This is a genomic window from Rhodococcus sp. 66b, from assembly GCF_002076325.1.
Taxonomy (GTDB): domain Bacteria; phylum Actinomycetota; class Actinomycetes; order Mycobacteriales; family Mycobacteriaceae; genus Rhodococcus_F; species Rhodococcus_F erythropolis.
In genome coordinates this window covers 384,131-399,878 of record NZ_MUZB01000004.1, presented here as the reverse complement: position 1 = coordinate 399,878, position 15,748 = coordinate 384,131, and the positions used below count along the sequence as shown (strand labels likewise).

The window sequence follows — 15,748 nt, the reverse complement described above, 5'->3', positions numbered from 1 at the left end:
TTGTGTCGCGGCTCACGTTCTGCAATGATCAACTTGTCCAAACCTGTATAGACAAGTTGATCGCGGATCGAACCCACTACAAGTCGGAAGCAGCGTGGCTTTCGGCGGAAGGTGCTGACATGAGCCTCGTTTCAGTCGACACGACACCGGACTCCGAGAATGTGAGGAGGGTGTGCAGTAGGTATTTCGAGGGCTTGTCGGCTGATCGATACGCGGCGCTCGCCGAAGACCGCAAGCTTGCGATGGTCGCCGCGCACATGGATCTTTCGCGCCGACGGGGACACAACTCGTCGATCTCGAGACTCGCGCCGGCCGGGGAGCTGGGGGACGGGCCGGCAATTCAATACGTCGGCGACGACATGCCGCAGCTCGTCGAAGCGGTTCTGGCGACACTTGCCCGCGCGCGCATGGAGCCGGAATTCGTGGTGCACCCAGTGCTTCGCACAGTCGTGCAACCGGCGCACAGCACTGAAGACACCCGGGTCGGGGAGCGTGCCGAATCATGGATCCACATAGGACTACCCGCACATTGTTCGGACGCGCAGGCACAGGTGATCGCTGATGACGTCGCCGGAATCCTCGACCGTATCGCGCGTGCCTTCCGCGATACCTCGCCCCTGCGGGATCTCGTCGACGAGGCGCGCGGGCAACTGGCCTCGGGCGGTCACGCCGAAGAAGCTGACTTCCTCCAGTGGTGCAGTGCCGGAAACTTCAGTGTCGTCGGCGGTGCGCGAACAATCGACAGGCACGAGCCGTACACCCTCGGCGTGCTCCCCGATCCAACCGGCTCTTCGGATTCGAAGGCGGTGCCCCTCGCGATCGGAGTGGTGTACCTCGGGCAAGGGTTCGGTGGATCCGCATACGCCACAGAGATCGACGTGTCAGTCGGTGACCGTGAATACCGATTCATCGGGTCCTTCACCTCGACCGGACTTGTCGCAGACGTCAGGCGGACCCCCCTCGTGCGAGGGCGCGTCGCAGACATCTTCGACGCCTCCGGATCCACCGTGGATTCGTTTGTCGGACAATCGATGCTGGCGGTGATTCAGTCGATTCCGATCACAGTCCTCTTTGCCGCCGACCCGGCCCGAATTGCGGACGCACTGGACGAACTCACTTCTGTGGACGGCCGCACGTCGTTCCATCTGTTCCTGCAACCCGTGGGATGCTCTCCGACGACGGGGCAAGACCAGGAGCTGTCGGCTTTGCTGTTCGTTCCGCGCGAGAAATTCAGTACGACGATCAGAACAACGGCCGAGTCGGTACTCGCCGAGGCGCTTGGTGCCCGCACCATCGAGTTCTCCAGTCGAGTATCGGAATCTCCCTTGGCTGTCGTGCATTTCACGGCCACAGTCGGCGGCGGCGCGAACTTTGCATCGGCGCGACAAGCGCGGGAGATTCGGGATCTCGTCGTCGACGCGTGCCTGACGTGGGACGAGCGATTCGTTCTGGATGCTTCGCACTACGACGAGCAGCGCAGGCGTGCTCAGTTCGCCGAGCAAGTTCCGGTGGCATACAAGCAGGATTTCGACGCCGTCCGCGCCGCCGAGGACATGGCGGTATTCGACGGCCTCGAACTCGGAGAGGTGAGCCCACGGTTGGCCCGATCTGTCGACGGACCCGGTACTCACCGACTCGGGCTGTACGTATCGGGTGACCCGCTCTCGCTGGGCGAGGTGCTGCCCGTATTGCAGAGCCTGGGGGTCGACGTGGTCGACGAGCGTCCGTACGAGCTCGTCTCGGCAGGCTCGGAACAGTCCTGGATCTACGAGTTCACGCTCGACTATCCGAGTGCGCCGGTCGAAGGCTTCGACAACTTTGCCGCGCGGTTCGCGGCGACGTTTGCCGCGGTTCGAAACGGCTCCGCCGAGCCGGACTCGTTCAACGAACTTGTCGCGATCGCCGGACTCGGTTGGAAACAAGTAGTGGTGCTGCGGGCATACGCGGAGTTCTTGCAGCAAGCAGGATTTCCGTACAGCACCAGTCGCGTCGCCGAGGTACTTGCCGATCATCCCGAGATCGCCGCCGGTCTGTGCGAATTGTTCGAGAGCCGTTTCGATCCCGACGTCGTAGACGGAGATCGAGGTGCGCGTGCAGCAGCGGAGGTGGAAACAGCCGTGGCACAAGTGCAAGGACTCGACGCCGATCGGATCCTGCGCGCGTTGTCCGAGCTGGTCCGTAACACGTTGCGTACCAACTACTTCGTTTATGGCACCGAATCGCTCGGCGCACTCTCGTTGAAGTTCGATTCGGAGAAGCTGTCCGTATTGCCCTTCCCTCGACCGAAGTTCGAGATATTCGTGTACTCACCCGATGTAGCAGGTGTGCACCTTCGCTTCGGTACGGTTGCCCGCGGCGGCTTGCGCTGGTCGGATCGGAAAGAGGACTTCCGCACCGAGGTCCTGGGATTGGTGAAGGCGCAGGCAGTCAAGAACGCGGTCATCGTGCCTGTCGGTGCGAAGGGCGGATTTGTCGTCAAACGCCCGCCGGTTCCAGGACAGGGTGTAGACGCGGACCGAGAAGCCACGTTGGCGGCCGGGATCGAGTGCTACCGATCCTTCATTCGCGGACTACTCGATCTGACCGACAACGTCGACAAACAGAGCGGCGCCGTTGTCGCGGCGCGAAGGGTCGTTCGCCACGACGGGGACGACACTTATCTTGTTGTCGCCGCGGACAAGGGCACTGCAAAGTTTTCCGACATCGCGAACGACGTTGCCGCGCAGTACGGATTCTGGCTCGGCGACGCCTTCGCATCCGGCGGATCGGTCGGCTACGACCACAAAGCCATGGGTATCACGGCGAAGGGCGCCTGGGAGAGTGTCAAGCGGCACTTCCGGGAATTCGGCGTCGATACCCAGCACGACGACTTCACCGCGGTGGGGATCGGAGACATGAGTGGTGACGTCTTCGGCAACGGTATGTTGTGCAGCAAGCACATTCGTCTCATCGCGGCGTTCGATCATCGGCACGTGTTCGTCGACCCGAACCCGTCACCTGAGCGCTCGTACGACGAGCGATCACGTCTCTTCTCGCTCCCACGATCGTCGTGGGCCGACTACGACCCGACCTTGATCAGTGCGGGTGGCGGAGTGTGGGAACGCTCGGCGAAGCGCGTTCCGATCAGTGACGAGATGCGACAGGCACTGGGTCTCGACGCCGACGTCACCGAACTGACTCCACCGCAACTGGTTCGGGCGATTCTGCGGTCCCCGGCAGATCTCTTGTGGAACGGCGGCATCGGAACGTACGTCAAGGCCTCCGGTGAGTCCGACCTCGAAGTCGGCGACAAGAGTAATGACGCGGTTCGGGTGAACGGCAACGAAGTGCGTGCACGTGTGATCGGTGAAGGAGGCAACCTCGGCCTCACCCAAGCAGGACGAATCGAATACGCGCGTATCGGCGGACGGATCAATACAGACGCCCTCGACAATTCCGCGGGAGTCGATTGCTCCGATCACGAGGTGAACATCAAGATCCTTCTCGACTCCCTGATCAGCTCAGGCGTCGTCGCGGACTCACATCGCGACGCACTGCTCGAATCGTTGACCGATCAGGTCGCCGAACTCGTTCTTGCAGACAACCGTTCACAGAACGAACTGATGGGCACCACGCGTGCGGATGCGGGGGCAATGATCGGCGTGCACGGCAGAGTGATTTCGAACCTCGAATCTCGCGGAATCGTCGACCGCGTCATCGAAGGGTTTCCGACCAAGAAGCAGTTCGCCGCGGCCGAGAAGACGGGAACGGGGCTGACGTCGCCGGAACTCGCCACACTGATGGCCCACGTCAAACTCGATCTGAAGTCCACGCTGTTGGCGGGAAGCTCGATCGACAACCAGATCTACCGCAAGGCGCTGGTGAACTACTTTCCGGAGGGCGTTCGAGATGCAGGGGGCGACGCCCTCGACCGGCACCCATTGCGGCGCGAGATCGTCGCGACCGTGCTGACGAACAACGTCATCGATCGGGGCGGCATCACCTATGCGTATCGGCTCGGTGAAGAGGTCGGCGCTGATCCGGAAGACGCGGTACGTGCCTTCACCGTGGTTTCCGAGGTGTTCGGACTGTGGAAGTTGTGGCACGACATCAGCAAAGCCTCGATCTCGACCGCCGTATCCGACGAGTTGATCCTGCTCACCAGGCGACTGCTCGACCGGGCGTCACGGTGGATGCTGACGCGTCGGCCGCAACCGCTGGCCGTCGGGGCCGAGATCAGCAGATTCGGTGATCGCATCGCGGAGGCGTCGACCGAGCTCGATGACTGGCTGGTAGGCGCAGATCAGCGGAACCTGGCTGCGCGAACGGTCCTCATCACGGACAAGGGCGCGCCGGAGAACCTGGTCAGGCGAGTGGAGATATTGCTCGATCAGTTCGGACTGCTCGATGTGGTGGAGATCGCTGACCTCGCCGATCGCGCAATCTCGGAGACCGGTGAACTCTACTTCCGGCTCGGTGAGCATGTTGGGCTCGTCCCGATGCTCAATCGAGTGTCGGCATTGAGCAAGGACGGAAAATGGAACGCATTGGCGAGGTTGTCGCTGCGGGACGAGTTGTACTCGACGGTGCGGGCCTTGACCCTCGACGTCTTGGCCGACGCGGAAGCGGGTGACTCGACAGCGGAAAAACTCTCCAGGTGGGAAGAAAGGAATGCGTCGAGAATCGAGAGGTCGACTCTCGCGCTCGCCGAGATCGAGGCATCGGGGCAACACGATCTTGCTGCGCTTTCGGTTGCGACGAGCCAATTGCGGCGCATGGTGGGCTAGGCCCGGCGCGGACGCCCGCGGATTGATCGGAAAGGTGCGCGAGACGGATAGACTTCGAAGGCCGAACGGGAGAACCGACTCGGTGGTTTTCGACGAACGGGTGGTGGCGATGGCGATTGCTGAAGTGGACGCAGAACTCGCCGTGCTGTTCAACGAGGCAGGCGGCGAGTCCGCCCCTGCCTACGAACGGGTGAAGAACCTCGTGGTCTCGCAGATCAATTCGGGTCGGTGGACCGAAGGCGATCAGCTGCCTTCGGAAAATCAACTGGTCAGTGCACTTGGGTTGTCACGTATGACGATCAACCGAGCGCTTCGTGAACTCACCAGCGACGGTCTGATCGTGCGGATGATGGGGGTCGGTACTTTTGTCGCCGCCACGAAGACCGCGTCCCCGCTGTTCGAAGTAAAGAACATCGCCGACGAGATTCAGCGCCGCGGCCACCGTCATCGAACCGAGGTCGTCTTCGTTCGTGAGGAAGAAACCGACCACGGGCAGACGTTCCTTCGTGAATCGGTGGGCAAACGGGTGTTCCATTCGCTGATGGTGCACTTCGAGGACGAAACCCCGATTCAGGTGGAAGACCGGTTCGTGAATCCGAACGAGGCGCCCGACTATCTGCGCCAGGACTTCACCGCGATCACCCCCAACAACTACTTGAGTGACGTTGCGCCTCTGGTTCGCGGCGAGCATGTCGTGGAAGCAGTGTTAGGTAGCCCGGACGAATGCGAGCTGCTCCGCATCGATCGAGGGGAACCGTGTCTGCTGATTCGCCGCCGCACCTGGTCGGCCAACGGGTTGGTCAGTGCGGCGCGCTTGATCCACCCCGGTTCACGCAATCGCTTGGAAGGAACCTTCGAGCGCTGATCGTTTCGAGTGGCGAGTCCTGAACGCAGGCTCGTCCGATCGCACCATTTTCGGGGTCGAGTTCGGTGCAATCGACCAGGACGTGACTGCGAGCACACTGAGATCATGGGTGGACGGTTATTGCTTCCGCAACCTCACTTCCCGACGAGTGAGACCTGAGCGGATCGCAGCAACGCTGTCTACGCCACTGGCTTCCATGATCGAAGGAGTTCGACCTGTGACCGACTTGCCCAAGGACCTACTTGTCGCCCCGAAGTGGCAGGAACGCCTCGACGAACTGGCAGCCAAGCATTCGGTACCTGGCGCGCAGGTCGGTGTGATCGCGCTGGGCGAAGACGGTGCAGCGGATATCCGTGTCATCACCACCGGAGTGACGAGCCTGAACACGCGTGTCGACGTCGACGCAGACACCCTGTTCCAGTACGGATCCGCGAGCAAGATCTGGACGACGACTCTGATCATGCAGCTCGTCGACGAGGGCAAGCTGACGCTGGACACCCTGGTGGTGGAGGTGCTTCCGGAGTTCACGATCGCGGATCCTTCCAACACGAAGGAAATCACGATCCGCCAGTTGCTCACGCACACAAGCGGTATCGACGGAGACCTGTTCAACGACACCGGCGACGGCGACGACTGCGTCGAGAAGTACGTCGACGAACTCGCGACCGCGATCAGCGTCACCGAGCCCGGCGGGCATCTGAGTTACAGCAATGCAGGTTTCGCCGTTGCCGGCCGTATCGTCGAGGTTCTTCGTGAGATGACGTGGGACGAGGCGTTGGTCGAATACCTCTGGAAGCCACTCGGATTGACGCACATCATCACCAAGGCCAAGGATGCCCCGCTGTTCCGCACCGCCGTCGGTCATGTGGCGAACCCGGATCGGACGTCGCCGGACAAGGTGGTTCCGACCAAGCAGTGGCTGCTTCCGCGCGGTATCGGTCCGGCCGGGATCATCACCGGATCCGTCAGCTCGCTTCTGACCTTCGGTGCTGCACACATGCGTGACGGCCTCGCGTTGACGGGTGAACGCATCCTGTCCGAAGAATCCGCGCGTCTGATGCGCACCCCACAGTTCGACCTGACCGCGGTTTCGAGCGTCGATCAGGCCTGGGGGCTCGGCTGGATCCTGTCCGACTGGGGCGGTGTGACGTCCGCGCAGCACGGTGGTGCGACGATCGGCCAGATCACTCGTTTTCACACCTTCCCCGAACTCGGCCTGGCCATGGCAGTTGTCACCAACTCGCGTGGTGGCGGTGCCCTGGCTCACGACATCGAGAAGGAGATCGCTCAGGAGCTCGATCTCGTTCTGCCGGAGCCGAAGTCCGAACCGGATGCAGCAGACATCGATCTGTCTCACATTCTCGGGACCTATGAATCGACAACCGTTCGAATCGAACTCACGCGTGGCGACGACGGCGGATTCCAGGCTCAGAACTTCGCCAAGGTCGAGATCGACGGCGAGCCGCCGGCCCCGCCCACCAAGGTCGTGCCTCTGTCTGCTTCCCGGTTCTCGATCAGTAACGAGAGCGCTTCTGGCGAGATGGCTCACCTCACGATCGATGGCGAGGAATATCTGTACATGACACGGCTTTTCAAGAAGATTTCCGACTAGCCGCGGCGAGATGATTCTCTCCGCTGAATGAATTCTCGGGCAGGTCGAGGGCGATGAGGGCCCTCGACCTGCCCGCACTACTTTCTCGAGGAAAACTCATGTTGAAACCTCTCGCTCCTTTTCCGGACGTGAATCACCCAGCGGCACTGGATGCTTACGGCCTTGCGCCGGTCATCGACGGTCACAACGATCTGGCATGGACGGCTCGCGAAACTGCCGCATACTCGGTGGAAAATCTGGAGAAGGATTCCATATTCCAAACCGACATCGACAAACTCGGTCGCGGTGGCGTCGGTGCGCAGTTCTGGTCGGTTTACACCCCGTGTGACAGGACGGAGGCCGAGGCTGTTCAGTACACACTCGAACAGATCGACTATGTATACCGGATGATCGAGCGGTACCCGGATACTTTCGAATTCGCGCGCACCGGTGACGATGTGCGTCGCATCTGGAGCGAGGGCAAGGTCGCGTCATTGTTGGGTGCGGAGGGCGGTCACAGCATCGGCAGTTCGCTCGGCGTTCTGAGAATGATGGCGCGCCTTGGTCTTCGGTACATGACTCTGACGCACAACGACAACACCGGGTGGGCGGACTCCGCGACGGACACGCGCGTACACGGCGGGCTGACCGACTTCGGTCGCGAGATCGTGCGCGAAATGAACCGGCTCGGCGTGCTCGTCGACCTGTCGCACGTCTCGGTGGAAACGATGAGAGATGCCATCGAGACGTCGTCGGCGCCGGTGATCTTCAGCCATTCGTCCTGCACTCAGCTATGCGGTCACCCCCGCAATGTTCCCGACGAGGTCATGAGGCTGCTCGCGGACAACGGCGGGGTCATCATGATCGCCTTTGTGCCCATGTTCCTTTCTTCCGAGTACAACGAGTGGTTCAAAGGCGGGCGGGTCGGCCCACGGCCGGCGATGACGGTGGACCATCTGGCCGATCACGTCGAGCATGCCCGAGACGTCGCGGGCATCGACCACATCGGTTTGGGAAGTGACTACGATGGGTTCGACGACTTTCCGGACGGTATGCAGGACGTATCCGGTTTCGCGGTGTTGATAGACCGTCTGGCGGAACGCGGTTGGTCCGCGGAGGACTTGGCAAAGCTGATGGGCAACAACGTGTTGCGTGTGCTCGACGAGACCAGTGCGGCCTCGATATCGAGCCTTTCCTAGCCGTATCGACGCCCGAGAAGATGAGGATGAGAATGAAGAAGATTCGTACCGTTGCACTGAAGGTGGTTGCTTCGGTGTCCGTAGTTCTGGTTGTGCTGGTATCGATAGCGCTCGTATTCAACGTCGGCTCCAGCAAGGCGAACGTTCCTACCGCGGAAACGGGCAACCAGTTCGTGTCCGTCGACGGCAAGAACATGAGCTACTCGATTCGCGGCAGCGGTGATCGGACCATCGTGCTGCTGCCCGGGTTCGGAACGTCCGCACCGATCCTCGACTTCAAATCACTCATCGACGAGCTTGCACCTGACTACCGCGTTGTCACGATCGAGCCCTTCGGCTACGGATACAGCGACGCAACCGACAAGGACCGCACGGCTGAGAACATCGTCGAAGAGATACACGAGGCTGTGCAGGCCTTGGGGATTGACGAATACATCCTCATGGGTCACTCCATCACAGGTGTTTATGCCTTGGACTACACCGCGAAGTACGGCGACGAGGTCACCGCTTTCGTGGGCATCGACAGCAGCGTCCCGGGGCAGCCGAACATGGACACCAAGTTCCCGATCGAAGTCTTCCGCGTTGCAAAGAAATTGGGCTTCTCCGACGTTCTGGCGAAACTCGGTGGCAGTGAGGAAACCGATGCCTACCTCGATGAAGCCGAGAAGGCAGAGATGAGCCGACTCGTCGCGAAGAACAACTTCAGCGACACGTATCTCAACGAAATGGATCACCTTTCCAGCAACTTCGCCGCGGCGATCGGCAAGACGTTCCCTGCCGATCTCCCGATTCTGTTGTTCGCTGTACAGAATTCCAAGGTCCAGGGCTGGACAGAGCTGCACGAAGAACAGGCAGCATCGGTCGATCATGGTGAACTGGTCTTGCTGGACGGAGACCACTACCTACACCACACCAAGTCGAAGGAGATCGCCGAGAACCTCGAAAGGTTCCTGGGCGAGCTGAACTGAAACTCGTAGGACGTTAATGTTGAATGCGGGGCCATCGAGTCGAGATGGTCCCGCTTCTTCTTTCTCTACTGATCGTTCGGAGGCATTGTGGCGCAGACCTTGTCACGTGAGGAACTGGCGAGTGCGCTGGACTCGGCGTATTCGAAACTCGACGCGTTACTCGACGGCGTCGCCGAGGCCGATGCGTTCGACGCCGTTGCCGTCGATGCGTGGACGGTGCACGACGTACTCGCTGTGCGTGTCTGGTGGGCAGAGGCCGTCGTAGAGTGGATAGGTGCCGGACTGCGAGACGAGACACCGCAGACGCCGGCTGCGGGTTACAAGTGGACGCAAACACCCGCGCTGAACCAGTCGGTGGTCGAGGCGAGTGCAGGTACCTCGGTTCGAGAGCTTCGGGATCGTTTGCGCGCGGCTGTCGCAGCGCTGCGTCGATACGTGGGAACTCTCGAAGACGATCAACTGCTGTCGGTCGGGGTTTTCTCGTGGACCCGGACGTGGCCGGTCTCGAGGTGGATTGCCGTCAACACGATCACCCAATACGCGTCGTTGTCGAAAATGATTCGGCGAGTGCTGAAGTCGAACAATCAGCCCTGAAGTCGATGCATCCGCCATACGCCCGGTCCGTCGGGGAGCGAGGTCTGGCCGACGATCGTGAAACCGAACCGTTGGTACAGCGGGAGATTTCGTTCGGTCGACGTGTCGAGCCAGCAAGCCTGTTCGGTTCGATCCAGTTCCGCCAAGGCATGTTTCAGTAGTGCAGAGCCCAATCCACTGCCCTGCGAACGCGGTGTCGTACCGATCGTTGCCAACGACCACGCGTGCTCGAGGGCGGGAAGCGCAGACAGTTGTTCGTCAGCCTGGAGAACGCGCTCGAACCGATCTCCGTGCAGTTCCACGATCTTCTCGACAGTCGCTTCATCAGGCTCCGGGGCGTCGGGCGGCAGGACTGCGATGACGCCGTTGCCTGAATCATCGATGTATGAACGTCCGAACGGTAGTGCCAGGTGTTCGAGGTAGATCCGTTGCAGAGCGGCGACCCGTTCCACGTGAGAGTCTTCGGCGACGCACCAGTTCGTCCAGGGATAGTCGGCAAAAGCCTCGCCGAGAACCTCGGCGGCACGGTCGAGGTCGTCGATGGACAGCGGTCGAACAGAATTCTGCATAGTGCCACTTCAGCACAATGGTGTCTTCCGTCGCCACTCGATTTCGGCGGTGTAGCAGGTGCGCGGGCCGTGGTCACGTACTTGTGAGTTCATTCAAGAAAGTTGGACGCGGCTGTCGATCCTGCGTTCACTGGTAGTGATCGGGTAATCGCCGAGCTGTCAATTTCGGGCACATGAGATCCGGGTACGGCGATTCCCCGCGAAGGGAATGAATATGAACAGGCTCGAAGGCAAAAATGTAGTGATCACCGGCGCCGCCAGCGGAATCGGGCGTGCAGCAGCACAACTCATGGCGGCAGAAGGCGCCAAGGTGCTGGTCGCCGACCTCGATCCAGCTCGAGCGGAGGAAGCAGCGGCGGCGATCCGCGAGACCGGCGGCACTGCGCTGGGTTTCGGCGTCGATGTCATGAACGAGGAGTCCCTGGCAGCGATGATCGAAAGGGCGGTCGCCGAATTCGGTGGCATCAACGTCTTGTGCAATCACGTGGGCGGTAGTAATCCGCGCAAGGATCTCGACCTGCTCCGGATGGACCTGGACGAGTGGGATCGCGTGATGTCGCTCAACGTCCGCAGCACTGTCGTCGCTTCACGACTTGCCATTCCGCACATGAACAGTGCCGGTGGAGGATCGATCGTCAACACGGCCTCGGTAGGTGGATTGATCGGGGATTCCCTGCAGTCTGCCTACGGATCCGCCAAAGCGGCAGTTATTCGTCTGACGCAGTACATCGCAGTCCAGTACGGAGCAAACGGTGTTCGGTGCAACGCCGTAGCGCCGGGCGCGATCATGACACCCGCACTCGTGGACAACATCCCCGCTGATGTCATCGACGGCATGAAGCAGGCAAACGCGCTGCCCTACCTCGGTGAGCCCGAAGACATCGCACACGCCATGCTCTACCTGGCCTCGGACGAATCTCGCTACATGACGGGGCAGACCTTGGTGGTCGACGGTGGACTCACCAGCAAGAGTCCACTCGCGACCGGCCGTTCGTCGATGTTGAGCTGAGTCAGCTCCGCCAACCGCTGGGGCCGGCGCCCAGAACCTCGATGGATCCCTGACTGGCGTGTGAATGCTTGGTGCGGTGCGTCATTCGCCACCTTCCGTCGATTCGGGTCCAAGAATCGTGGTAGTCGCCGAGGGTGAAGAAGTTCAGGTGAGCTTTGCTTCCGGTGCCCACATGCATGTCGCTGACATAGGAGCGGCTGGTGGCAATATCACCGACCACCTCGACCAGCACGTTGCCGATCAGATGTTGGGTGGGACCGCACTCGTCGAGGAACGAGCGGATGGAAGCCACTACCTCGGCAGGTCCACGAAGAGTTCCGGTTCCCAGTTCTGCCGTAGCGTCCGGAGTCATGATCCGGTGGAGTTCATCCCAGTCCCGCGCGTCCATGGCTCGGGCGAACTCGAAAATGGAGCGGGTGATCTCGCGTTCGTCGAGAAGAGTGGTGATGTCGACGCCCATGCTGTGCGCCTTTCTTAACGTCGGGGGGTTAATAAAGGCGCACAGCAGAAGTCAGCGGTTCAGCAGCTTGCGCATCGCTTCGGCAGCGCCCTTGACCATCTTGTCTCGGGGGAAGCCGCTGCGCTTCTTGGCGCCTTCGTAGTTTCCTGCAGCAACCCAGATCGGGCCGTCGGCAAGGTGTTCGAGGCCTTCGCGTGCAACATCCTCGGGCTCTGCGACGTTCATGCCCGGGATGTCGAAGTTCAATCCCGCGCGAACCATGGCCGGCGTGCGAGTGACACCGAGAATGAACTCGACGACGTGAACGCCGTACGGCTGAAGTTCGAGCCACAGGCTCTCGGCGAAGATGCGACCGAAAGCTTTCGACGCCGCGTAGATGCTCTGGTGCTCGGAGCCCATGAATCCGGCCAGCGAGCCGAGCAGCATGATGCCGCCTCGTCCGCGATCCTTCATCAAACCGCCGAAATGGTGCGAGAGTTCGAGCTGCTTGTTGATGTTCAGCTCGATGACTCCGGCGAATCCCGTCAAATCACCGGTGACGAACTCGTGGCCGTAGCTGTTGGCGCCGGCGTTGAAGATGAGCAGGCCGACCTCGACGTCGTCGGTGACAGCCTTGATCTGGTCGAGCGCGTCGGGAACCAATAGATCCAGTGCAAGAGTTCGTACTTCGACGCCGTTGGCGCGTGCCTTGGCCGCGGTCTCCTCGAGCGGGCCCGGCTTGCGGGCGATGAGAACGAGGCTGATGCCGATCTTGCTGAGCTCGTCGGCGAACCCTGCGCCGACACCTTCGGAACCGCCGGCGATGACTGCCCACGGGCCGTAGTACTGGGGATCGATCATTACTACCTTCTTCGAAAGATGTTGGCTCGGCTAGTGAAACGGAGCGGGTACTGGTTCGCTGTCGTCGACGATCGGCTGAGGCACCGGCTCGTCGTTGAGAATCTCGAGCTCGCCCGCTGTTGCAGCGTTCACGATAGACGCGATCAAGGCGCCGCACTCCTTGCGGGGAGCACCGGGTCGTCCCTCACGTTGCCCGAATTCACGTTCGTCGGCGATTTCGAGGCACTGGGCGCGGGCCTGGTCACTCCACTGAACGGTGGTGTGTTCCCAACTGTTCTTCTGGACCAGGACCTGCGCCTTGCACTCAGCGCACTGAAGAGGCTGCATCTTCGTCTGCCTTCTTCGCAGCGAGGTTGTCTTCGACTTCCTTCTGCCAGGCGGCGACGGGTCGCGCGGTGTCGAGTTCGAATTCGAAGCGCTCGGTCATCTCGGGAGCGATGTCCGCGACGTCGACGTAGAACTGTTCGTACCAGCGACGGAGCTGGTAGACCGGGCCGTCTTCTTCGCACAGGAGCGGATTCTCGATGCGAGTCTTGTTCTTCCAGATCTCGACGTCTTGCTCGAAGCCCTTGGCGATGAACGTGCCGAAGTTCGCGGCCATCGCGTCGGCGGCTTCGCCCTGGAAACGATCCGACTTCTTGACGATGATGCCGTACTGGAGCACGAACTTGTCTGCGCTGACCGGGTAGTGGCAGTTGATGAGTACAGAGTCGACGTTGTAGTCCTCGTACTCGTAGGTCAGGTCGTCGACCATGAAGGAAGGGCCGAAGTACGTCGCAACCGAGTTGCTTCCCACCATCTTCGGGGTGCCTGCCGCGTGGGGACGCATATCGGAGCGAGCGACGCCGCGCATGTACTGCGTTGCGGCGTGGCCTTCGAAGACGTTCTTGAAGTACGTCGGGAACGAGTAGTGGACGTAGAAGAAGTGGGCCATGTCGACGATGTTGTCGACGATTTCACGGCAGTTCGTGTCGACGGTCGTGGTGTACCAGACCCAGTCGCTCCACTCGTCGCTGAGCGCGCCTTCGATACGGGGGATGGCTACGTCGTCGGTCGGCGGGTTGCCCTCGGGGTCGTGCCAGACGAAGAGCATGCCGTCCTGGTCGAGCGTCTGCCATGCGCGCGTCTTGGCCAGCGGGGGAACGCGGCGTGCGTACGGAATCTTCTGGCACTTGCCGTTGCCGCCCCAGCGCCAATCGTGGAACGGACAGGCAATGGCGTCGCCCTTGATGGTGCCCTGGCTCAGGTCGCCACCCATGTGACGGCAGTACGCGTCGAGGATCTTGACGTTGCCTTCACTGTCGGCGAAGACGACGAGCTTGGTACCGAACGCCTCGATGGAGTGCGGCTGGCCGTCCTTGAAGGACTCCGTGAGCCCAATGCAGTGCCATCCACGTGCAAAGCGAGTAGGCGCGGTTCCAGCTTGGATCTCGCGAACTTCGTCGTTGTCGGACTGATTGATCGTCACGATGAGTCCCGTCCTTTCCAGGGTCAGTGTCGACGCCCGACGCTAGGGGAGCGTGAATTACCGCTGGGGCCTCGTCTCACTGGCCGGGACCAGCGGCGAGCGAGAGGATCCGGCGGCTGATCCCGGCCTCCGGGACTTCCGATCATCGGAACGTGTGACCGACATATCGTGACGGGGCAGCCGTTATGTCTATCTGCCGATCCGCTCCCTCACGGTTCGGTGCGAGGAGTGTCTTCCATGGTCAACAAGGTTCTGAGCTCAGTCCGTGATCTGCTTCCGAAGATCGCGGCCCGCGCTCAGAAGGTCGACGATTCGCGCAAGATCTCCGAACGGACCATTCGGGAGCTTTCCGAAGCCGGCGTCTTCTCCATGCTGGCGCCCAAGAGATATGGGGGCGCCGAGAGCGACCCGGTCCACTTCTACGAAGTGGTCAGGGCAATCTCCGCTGCCTGTGGTTCGACCGGTTGGGTCGCGTCGGTGGTGGGAGTGCACCCGTGGCATCTGGCGCTTTTCGACGACCAGGCACAGGCCGACGTGTGGGGAGAGGATCAGACGACGCTCATCTCGTCCGCGTACGCGCCGGTCGGTCGACTGACGGCGGTGGACGGTGGTTACGAACTGTCGGGCCAGTGGGGCTTCTCTTCCGGCTGTGATCACGCGAGTTGGGCATTGCTGGGAGCGATGGTGGTCGGGATGGACGGCCGGCCGGTCGATTTCATGACGGTGTTGGTGCCGCGTACGGATTACGAGATCCGAGATGTCTGGGATGTCGTGGGGATGCGCGGCACCGCGAGCAACGAGATCGTGGTCGACAAGGCCTTTGTGCCCGAGCACCGATTGAAGCGCAACTACGAGACCGCACAACTTCGCGGCCCAGGCCAAGCAGTCAATCCTGGTCCGCTGTACAAGCTTCCGTTCGGGAGTATCTTCACCTCGACGGTCGCGGCTCCGTGTGTGGGCATCGTCGCCGGTTGTTACGAGGGGTACCTGGACGTGATGCGTGAGCGGGTCCGTCTGAGCTTGGGTGGTGGACGGTTCAGTGAGGACCAGTTCGCTCAGGTTGCCGTCGCGCGTGCGTCGTCGGAGATCGATGCCGCGATTCTGCAGATGGATCGCAATATCCGGGAGATGTACGAACTTGCTGTCGCCGGCAAGGAGCTTCCGCTCTCGATGAGGCTGCGCGCGCGTCGTGATCAGGTTCGCGCGACGGAACGTTCGGTGGAGGCGATCGACATGCTGTTCAAGACAGCAGGCGGGAACTCCCTCTCTCGTGGAAACCCGATCGAGCGTGCGTGGCGAGACGTTCATGCGGGCAGCGTTCACGTTGCCAACGAACCCGAGCGCGCGTTGGCGCTGTACGGCCGGGCGGCGTTCGGACTGCCGGTGGAGGACAACCTGATCTGACCGGTTGGCGCGCCG

Annotated in this window: 13 protein-coding genes; 8 read left to right on the top strand and 5 right to left on the bottom strand. The window is 61.3% G+C overall.

Annotated features, from left to right (window positions below):
- Positions 1–119 precede the first annotated feature (119 nt).
- The 6 genes from B0E55_RS09985 (at position 120) to B0E55_RS09960 (ending at position 9,983) form a co-directional block, all read left to right on the top strand.
- Positions 120–4,766, top strand: a complete 4,647-nt coding sequence (locus tag B0E55_RS09985) for an NAD-glutamate dehydrogenase (RefSeq protein ID WP_020970829.1) — start codon at positions 120–122, stop codon at positions 4,764–4,766.
- 109 nt (positions 4,767–4,875) lie between these two features.
- Complete coding sequence (gene hutC / locus B0E55_RS09980; protein ID WP_024487384.1) at positions 4,876–5,631, top strand: histidine utilization repressor; 756 nt, start codon at positions 4,876–4,878, stop codon at positions 5,629–5,631.
- A gap of 217 nt (positions 5,632–5,848) precedes the next feature.
- Positions 5,849–7,243, top strand: a complete 1,395-nt coding sequence (locus B0E55_RS09975; protein ID WP_241896042.1) for a serine hydrolase domain-containing protein — start codon at positions 5,849–5,851, stop codon at positions 7,241–7,243.
- Positions 7,244–7,341: 98 nt separating this feature from the next.
- Positions 7,342–8,421 carry a dipeptidase gene (locus B0E55_RS09970; protein ID WP_019745341.1) on the top strand — a complete coding sequence of 360 codons (1,080 nt, stop codon included), beginning with the start codon at positions 7,342–7,344 and terminating at the stop codon, positions 8,419–8,421.
- Between the two features lie 32 nt (positions 8,422–8,453).
- On the top strand, positions 8,454–9,389 hold the full coding sequence (locus B0E55_RS09965; RefSeq protein ID WP_029256278.1) for an alpha/beta fold hydrolase: 936 nt from the start codon (positions 8,454–8,456) through the stop codon (positions 9,387–9,389).
- Between the two features lie 87 nt (positions 9,390–9,476).
- Complete coding sequence (locus B0E55_RS09960) at positions 9,477–9,983, top strand: ClbS/DfsB family four-helix bundle protein (protein ID WP_019745339.1); 507 nt, start codon at positions 9,477–9,479, stop codon at positions 9,981–9,983.
- Here the strand turns inward: B0E55_RS09960 and B0E55_RS09955 are convergent.
- Positions 9,974–10,552 (bottom strand): GNAT family N-acetyltransferase, encoded by a 579-nt coding sequence (locus B0E55_RS09955; RefSeq protein WP_070386370.1) that lies wholly within the window; start codon positions 10,550–10,552, stop codon positions 9,974–9,976. The two genes, B0E55_RS09960 and B0E55_RS09955, sit on opposite strands and share 10 nt — an antisense overlap.
- Positions 10,553–10,766: 214 nt before the next feature.
- On the opposite strand from B0E55_RS09955, the gene B0E55_RS09950 reads away from it, so the two are divergent.
- On the top strand, positions 10,767–11,561 hold the full coding sequence (locus B0E55_RS09950) for an SDR family NAD(P)-dependent oxidoreductase (protein WP_019745337.1): 795 nt from the start codon (positions 10,767–10,769) through the stop codon (positions 11,559–11,561).
- 1 nt (position 11,562) lies between these two features.
- Here B0E55_RS09950 and B0E55_RS09945 read toward each other — a convergent pair whose 3' ends face one another.
- From B0E55_RS09945 to B0E55_RS09930, 4 genes are read right to left on the bottom strand one after another with little or no spacing between them, the layout of a single operon-like run.
- Entirely contained in the window at positions 11,563–12,021 is a 459-nt protein-coding gene (locus tag B0E55_RS09945; protein ID WP_021331968.1) for a nuclear transport factor 2 family protein, read from the bottom strand.
- 51 nt (positions 12,022–12,072) lie between these two features.
- Positions 12,073–12,861: an SDR family NAD(P)-dependent oxidoreductase gene (locus tag B0E55_RS09940; RefSeq protein ID WP_080909638.1), complete on the bottom strand. Its 789-nt coding sequence runs from the start codon at positions 12,859–12,861 to the stop codon at positions 12,073–12,075.
- A 30-nt stretch (positions 12,862–12,891) separates the two neighbouring features.
- Complete coding sequence (locus B0E55_RS09935; protein WP_080909637.1) at positions 12,892–13,188, bottom strand: hypothetical protein; 297 nt, start codon at positions 13,186–13,188, stop codon at positions 12,892–12,894.
- A complete protein-coding gene (locus tag B0E55_RS09930; protein ID WP_019745333.1) occupies positions 13,166–14,329 on the bottom strand; it encodes a Rieske 2Fe-2S domain-containing protein in 1,164 nt (387 codons plus the stop codon). The genes B0E55_RS09935 and B0E55_RS09930 overlap by 23 nt, the downstream gene beginning before the upstream one ends.
- 237 nt (positions 14,330–14,566) lie before the next feature.
- Here B0E55_RS09930 and hsaA point away from each other — a divergent pair, with 237 nt between their 5' ends.
- Complete coding sequence (gene hsaA, locus B0E55_RS09925; protein WP_020970820.1) at positions 14,567–15,733, top strand: 3-hydroxy-9,10-secoandrosta-1,3,5(10)-triene-9,17-dione monooxygenase oxygenase subunit; 1,167 nt, start codon at positions 14,567–14,569, stop codon at positions 15,731–15,733.
- The last annotated feature ends 15 nt before the right edge of the window (positions 15,734–15,748 follow it).

What these genes read in the sequence shown, in the direction of transcription:
- B0E55_RS09985 (WP_020970829.1), top strand. Translation starts at nt 120, where the DNA reads ATGAGCCTCGTTTCAGTCGACACGACACCGGACTCCGAGAATGTGAGG.
- hutC (WP_024487384.1), top strand. Translation starts at nt 4,876, where the DNA reads ATGGCGATTGCTGAAGTGGACGCAGAACTCGCCGTGCTGTTCAACGAG.
- B0E55_RS09970 (WP_019745341.1), top strand. Translation starts at nt 7,342, where the DNA reads ATGTTGAAACCTCTCGCTCCTTTTCCGGACGTGAATCACCCAGCGGCA.
- B0E55_RS09965 (WP_029256278.1), top strand. Translation starts at nt 8,454, where the DNA reads ATGAAGAAGATTCGTACCGTTGCACTGAAGGTGGTTGCTTCGGTGTCC.
- B0E55_RS09955 (WP_070386370.1), bottom strand. Translation starts at nt 10,552, where the DNA reads ATGCAGAATTCTGTTCGACCGCTGTCCATCGACGACCTCGACCGTGCC.
- B0E55_RS09950 (WP_019745337.1), top strand. Translation starts at nt 10,767, where the DNA reads ATGAACAGGCTCGAAGGCAAAAATGTAGTGATCACCGGCGCCGCCAGC.
- B0E55_RS09945 (WP_021331968.1), bottom strand. Translation starts at nt 12,021, where the DNA reads ATGGGCGTCGACATCACCACTCTTCTCGACGAACGCGAGATCACCCGC.
- B0E55_RS09940 (WP_080909638.1), bottom strand. Translation starts at nt 12,861, where the DNA reads ATGATCGATCCCCAGTACTACGGCCCGTGGGCAGTCATCGCCGGCGGT.
- B0E55_RS09935 (WP_080909637.1), bottom strand. Translation starts at nt 13,188, where the DNA reads ATGCAGCCTCTTCAGTGCGCTGAGTGCAAGGCGCAGGTCCTGGTCCAG.
- hsaA (WP_020970820.1), top strand. Translation starts at nt 14,567, where the DNA reads ATGGTCAACAAGGTTCTGAGCTCAGTCCGTGATCTGCTTCCGAAGATC.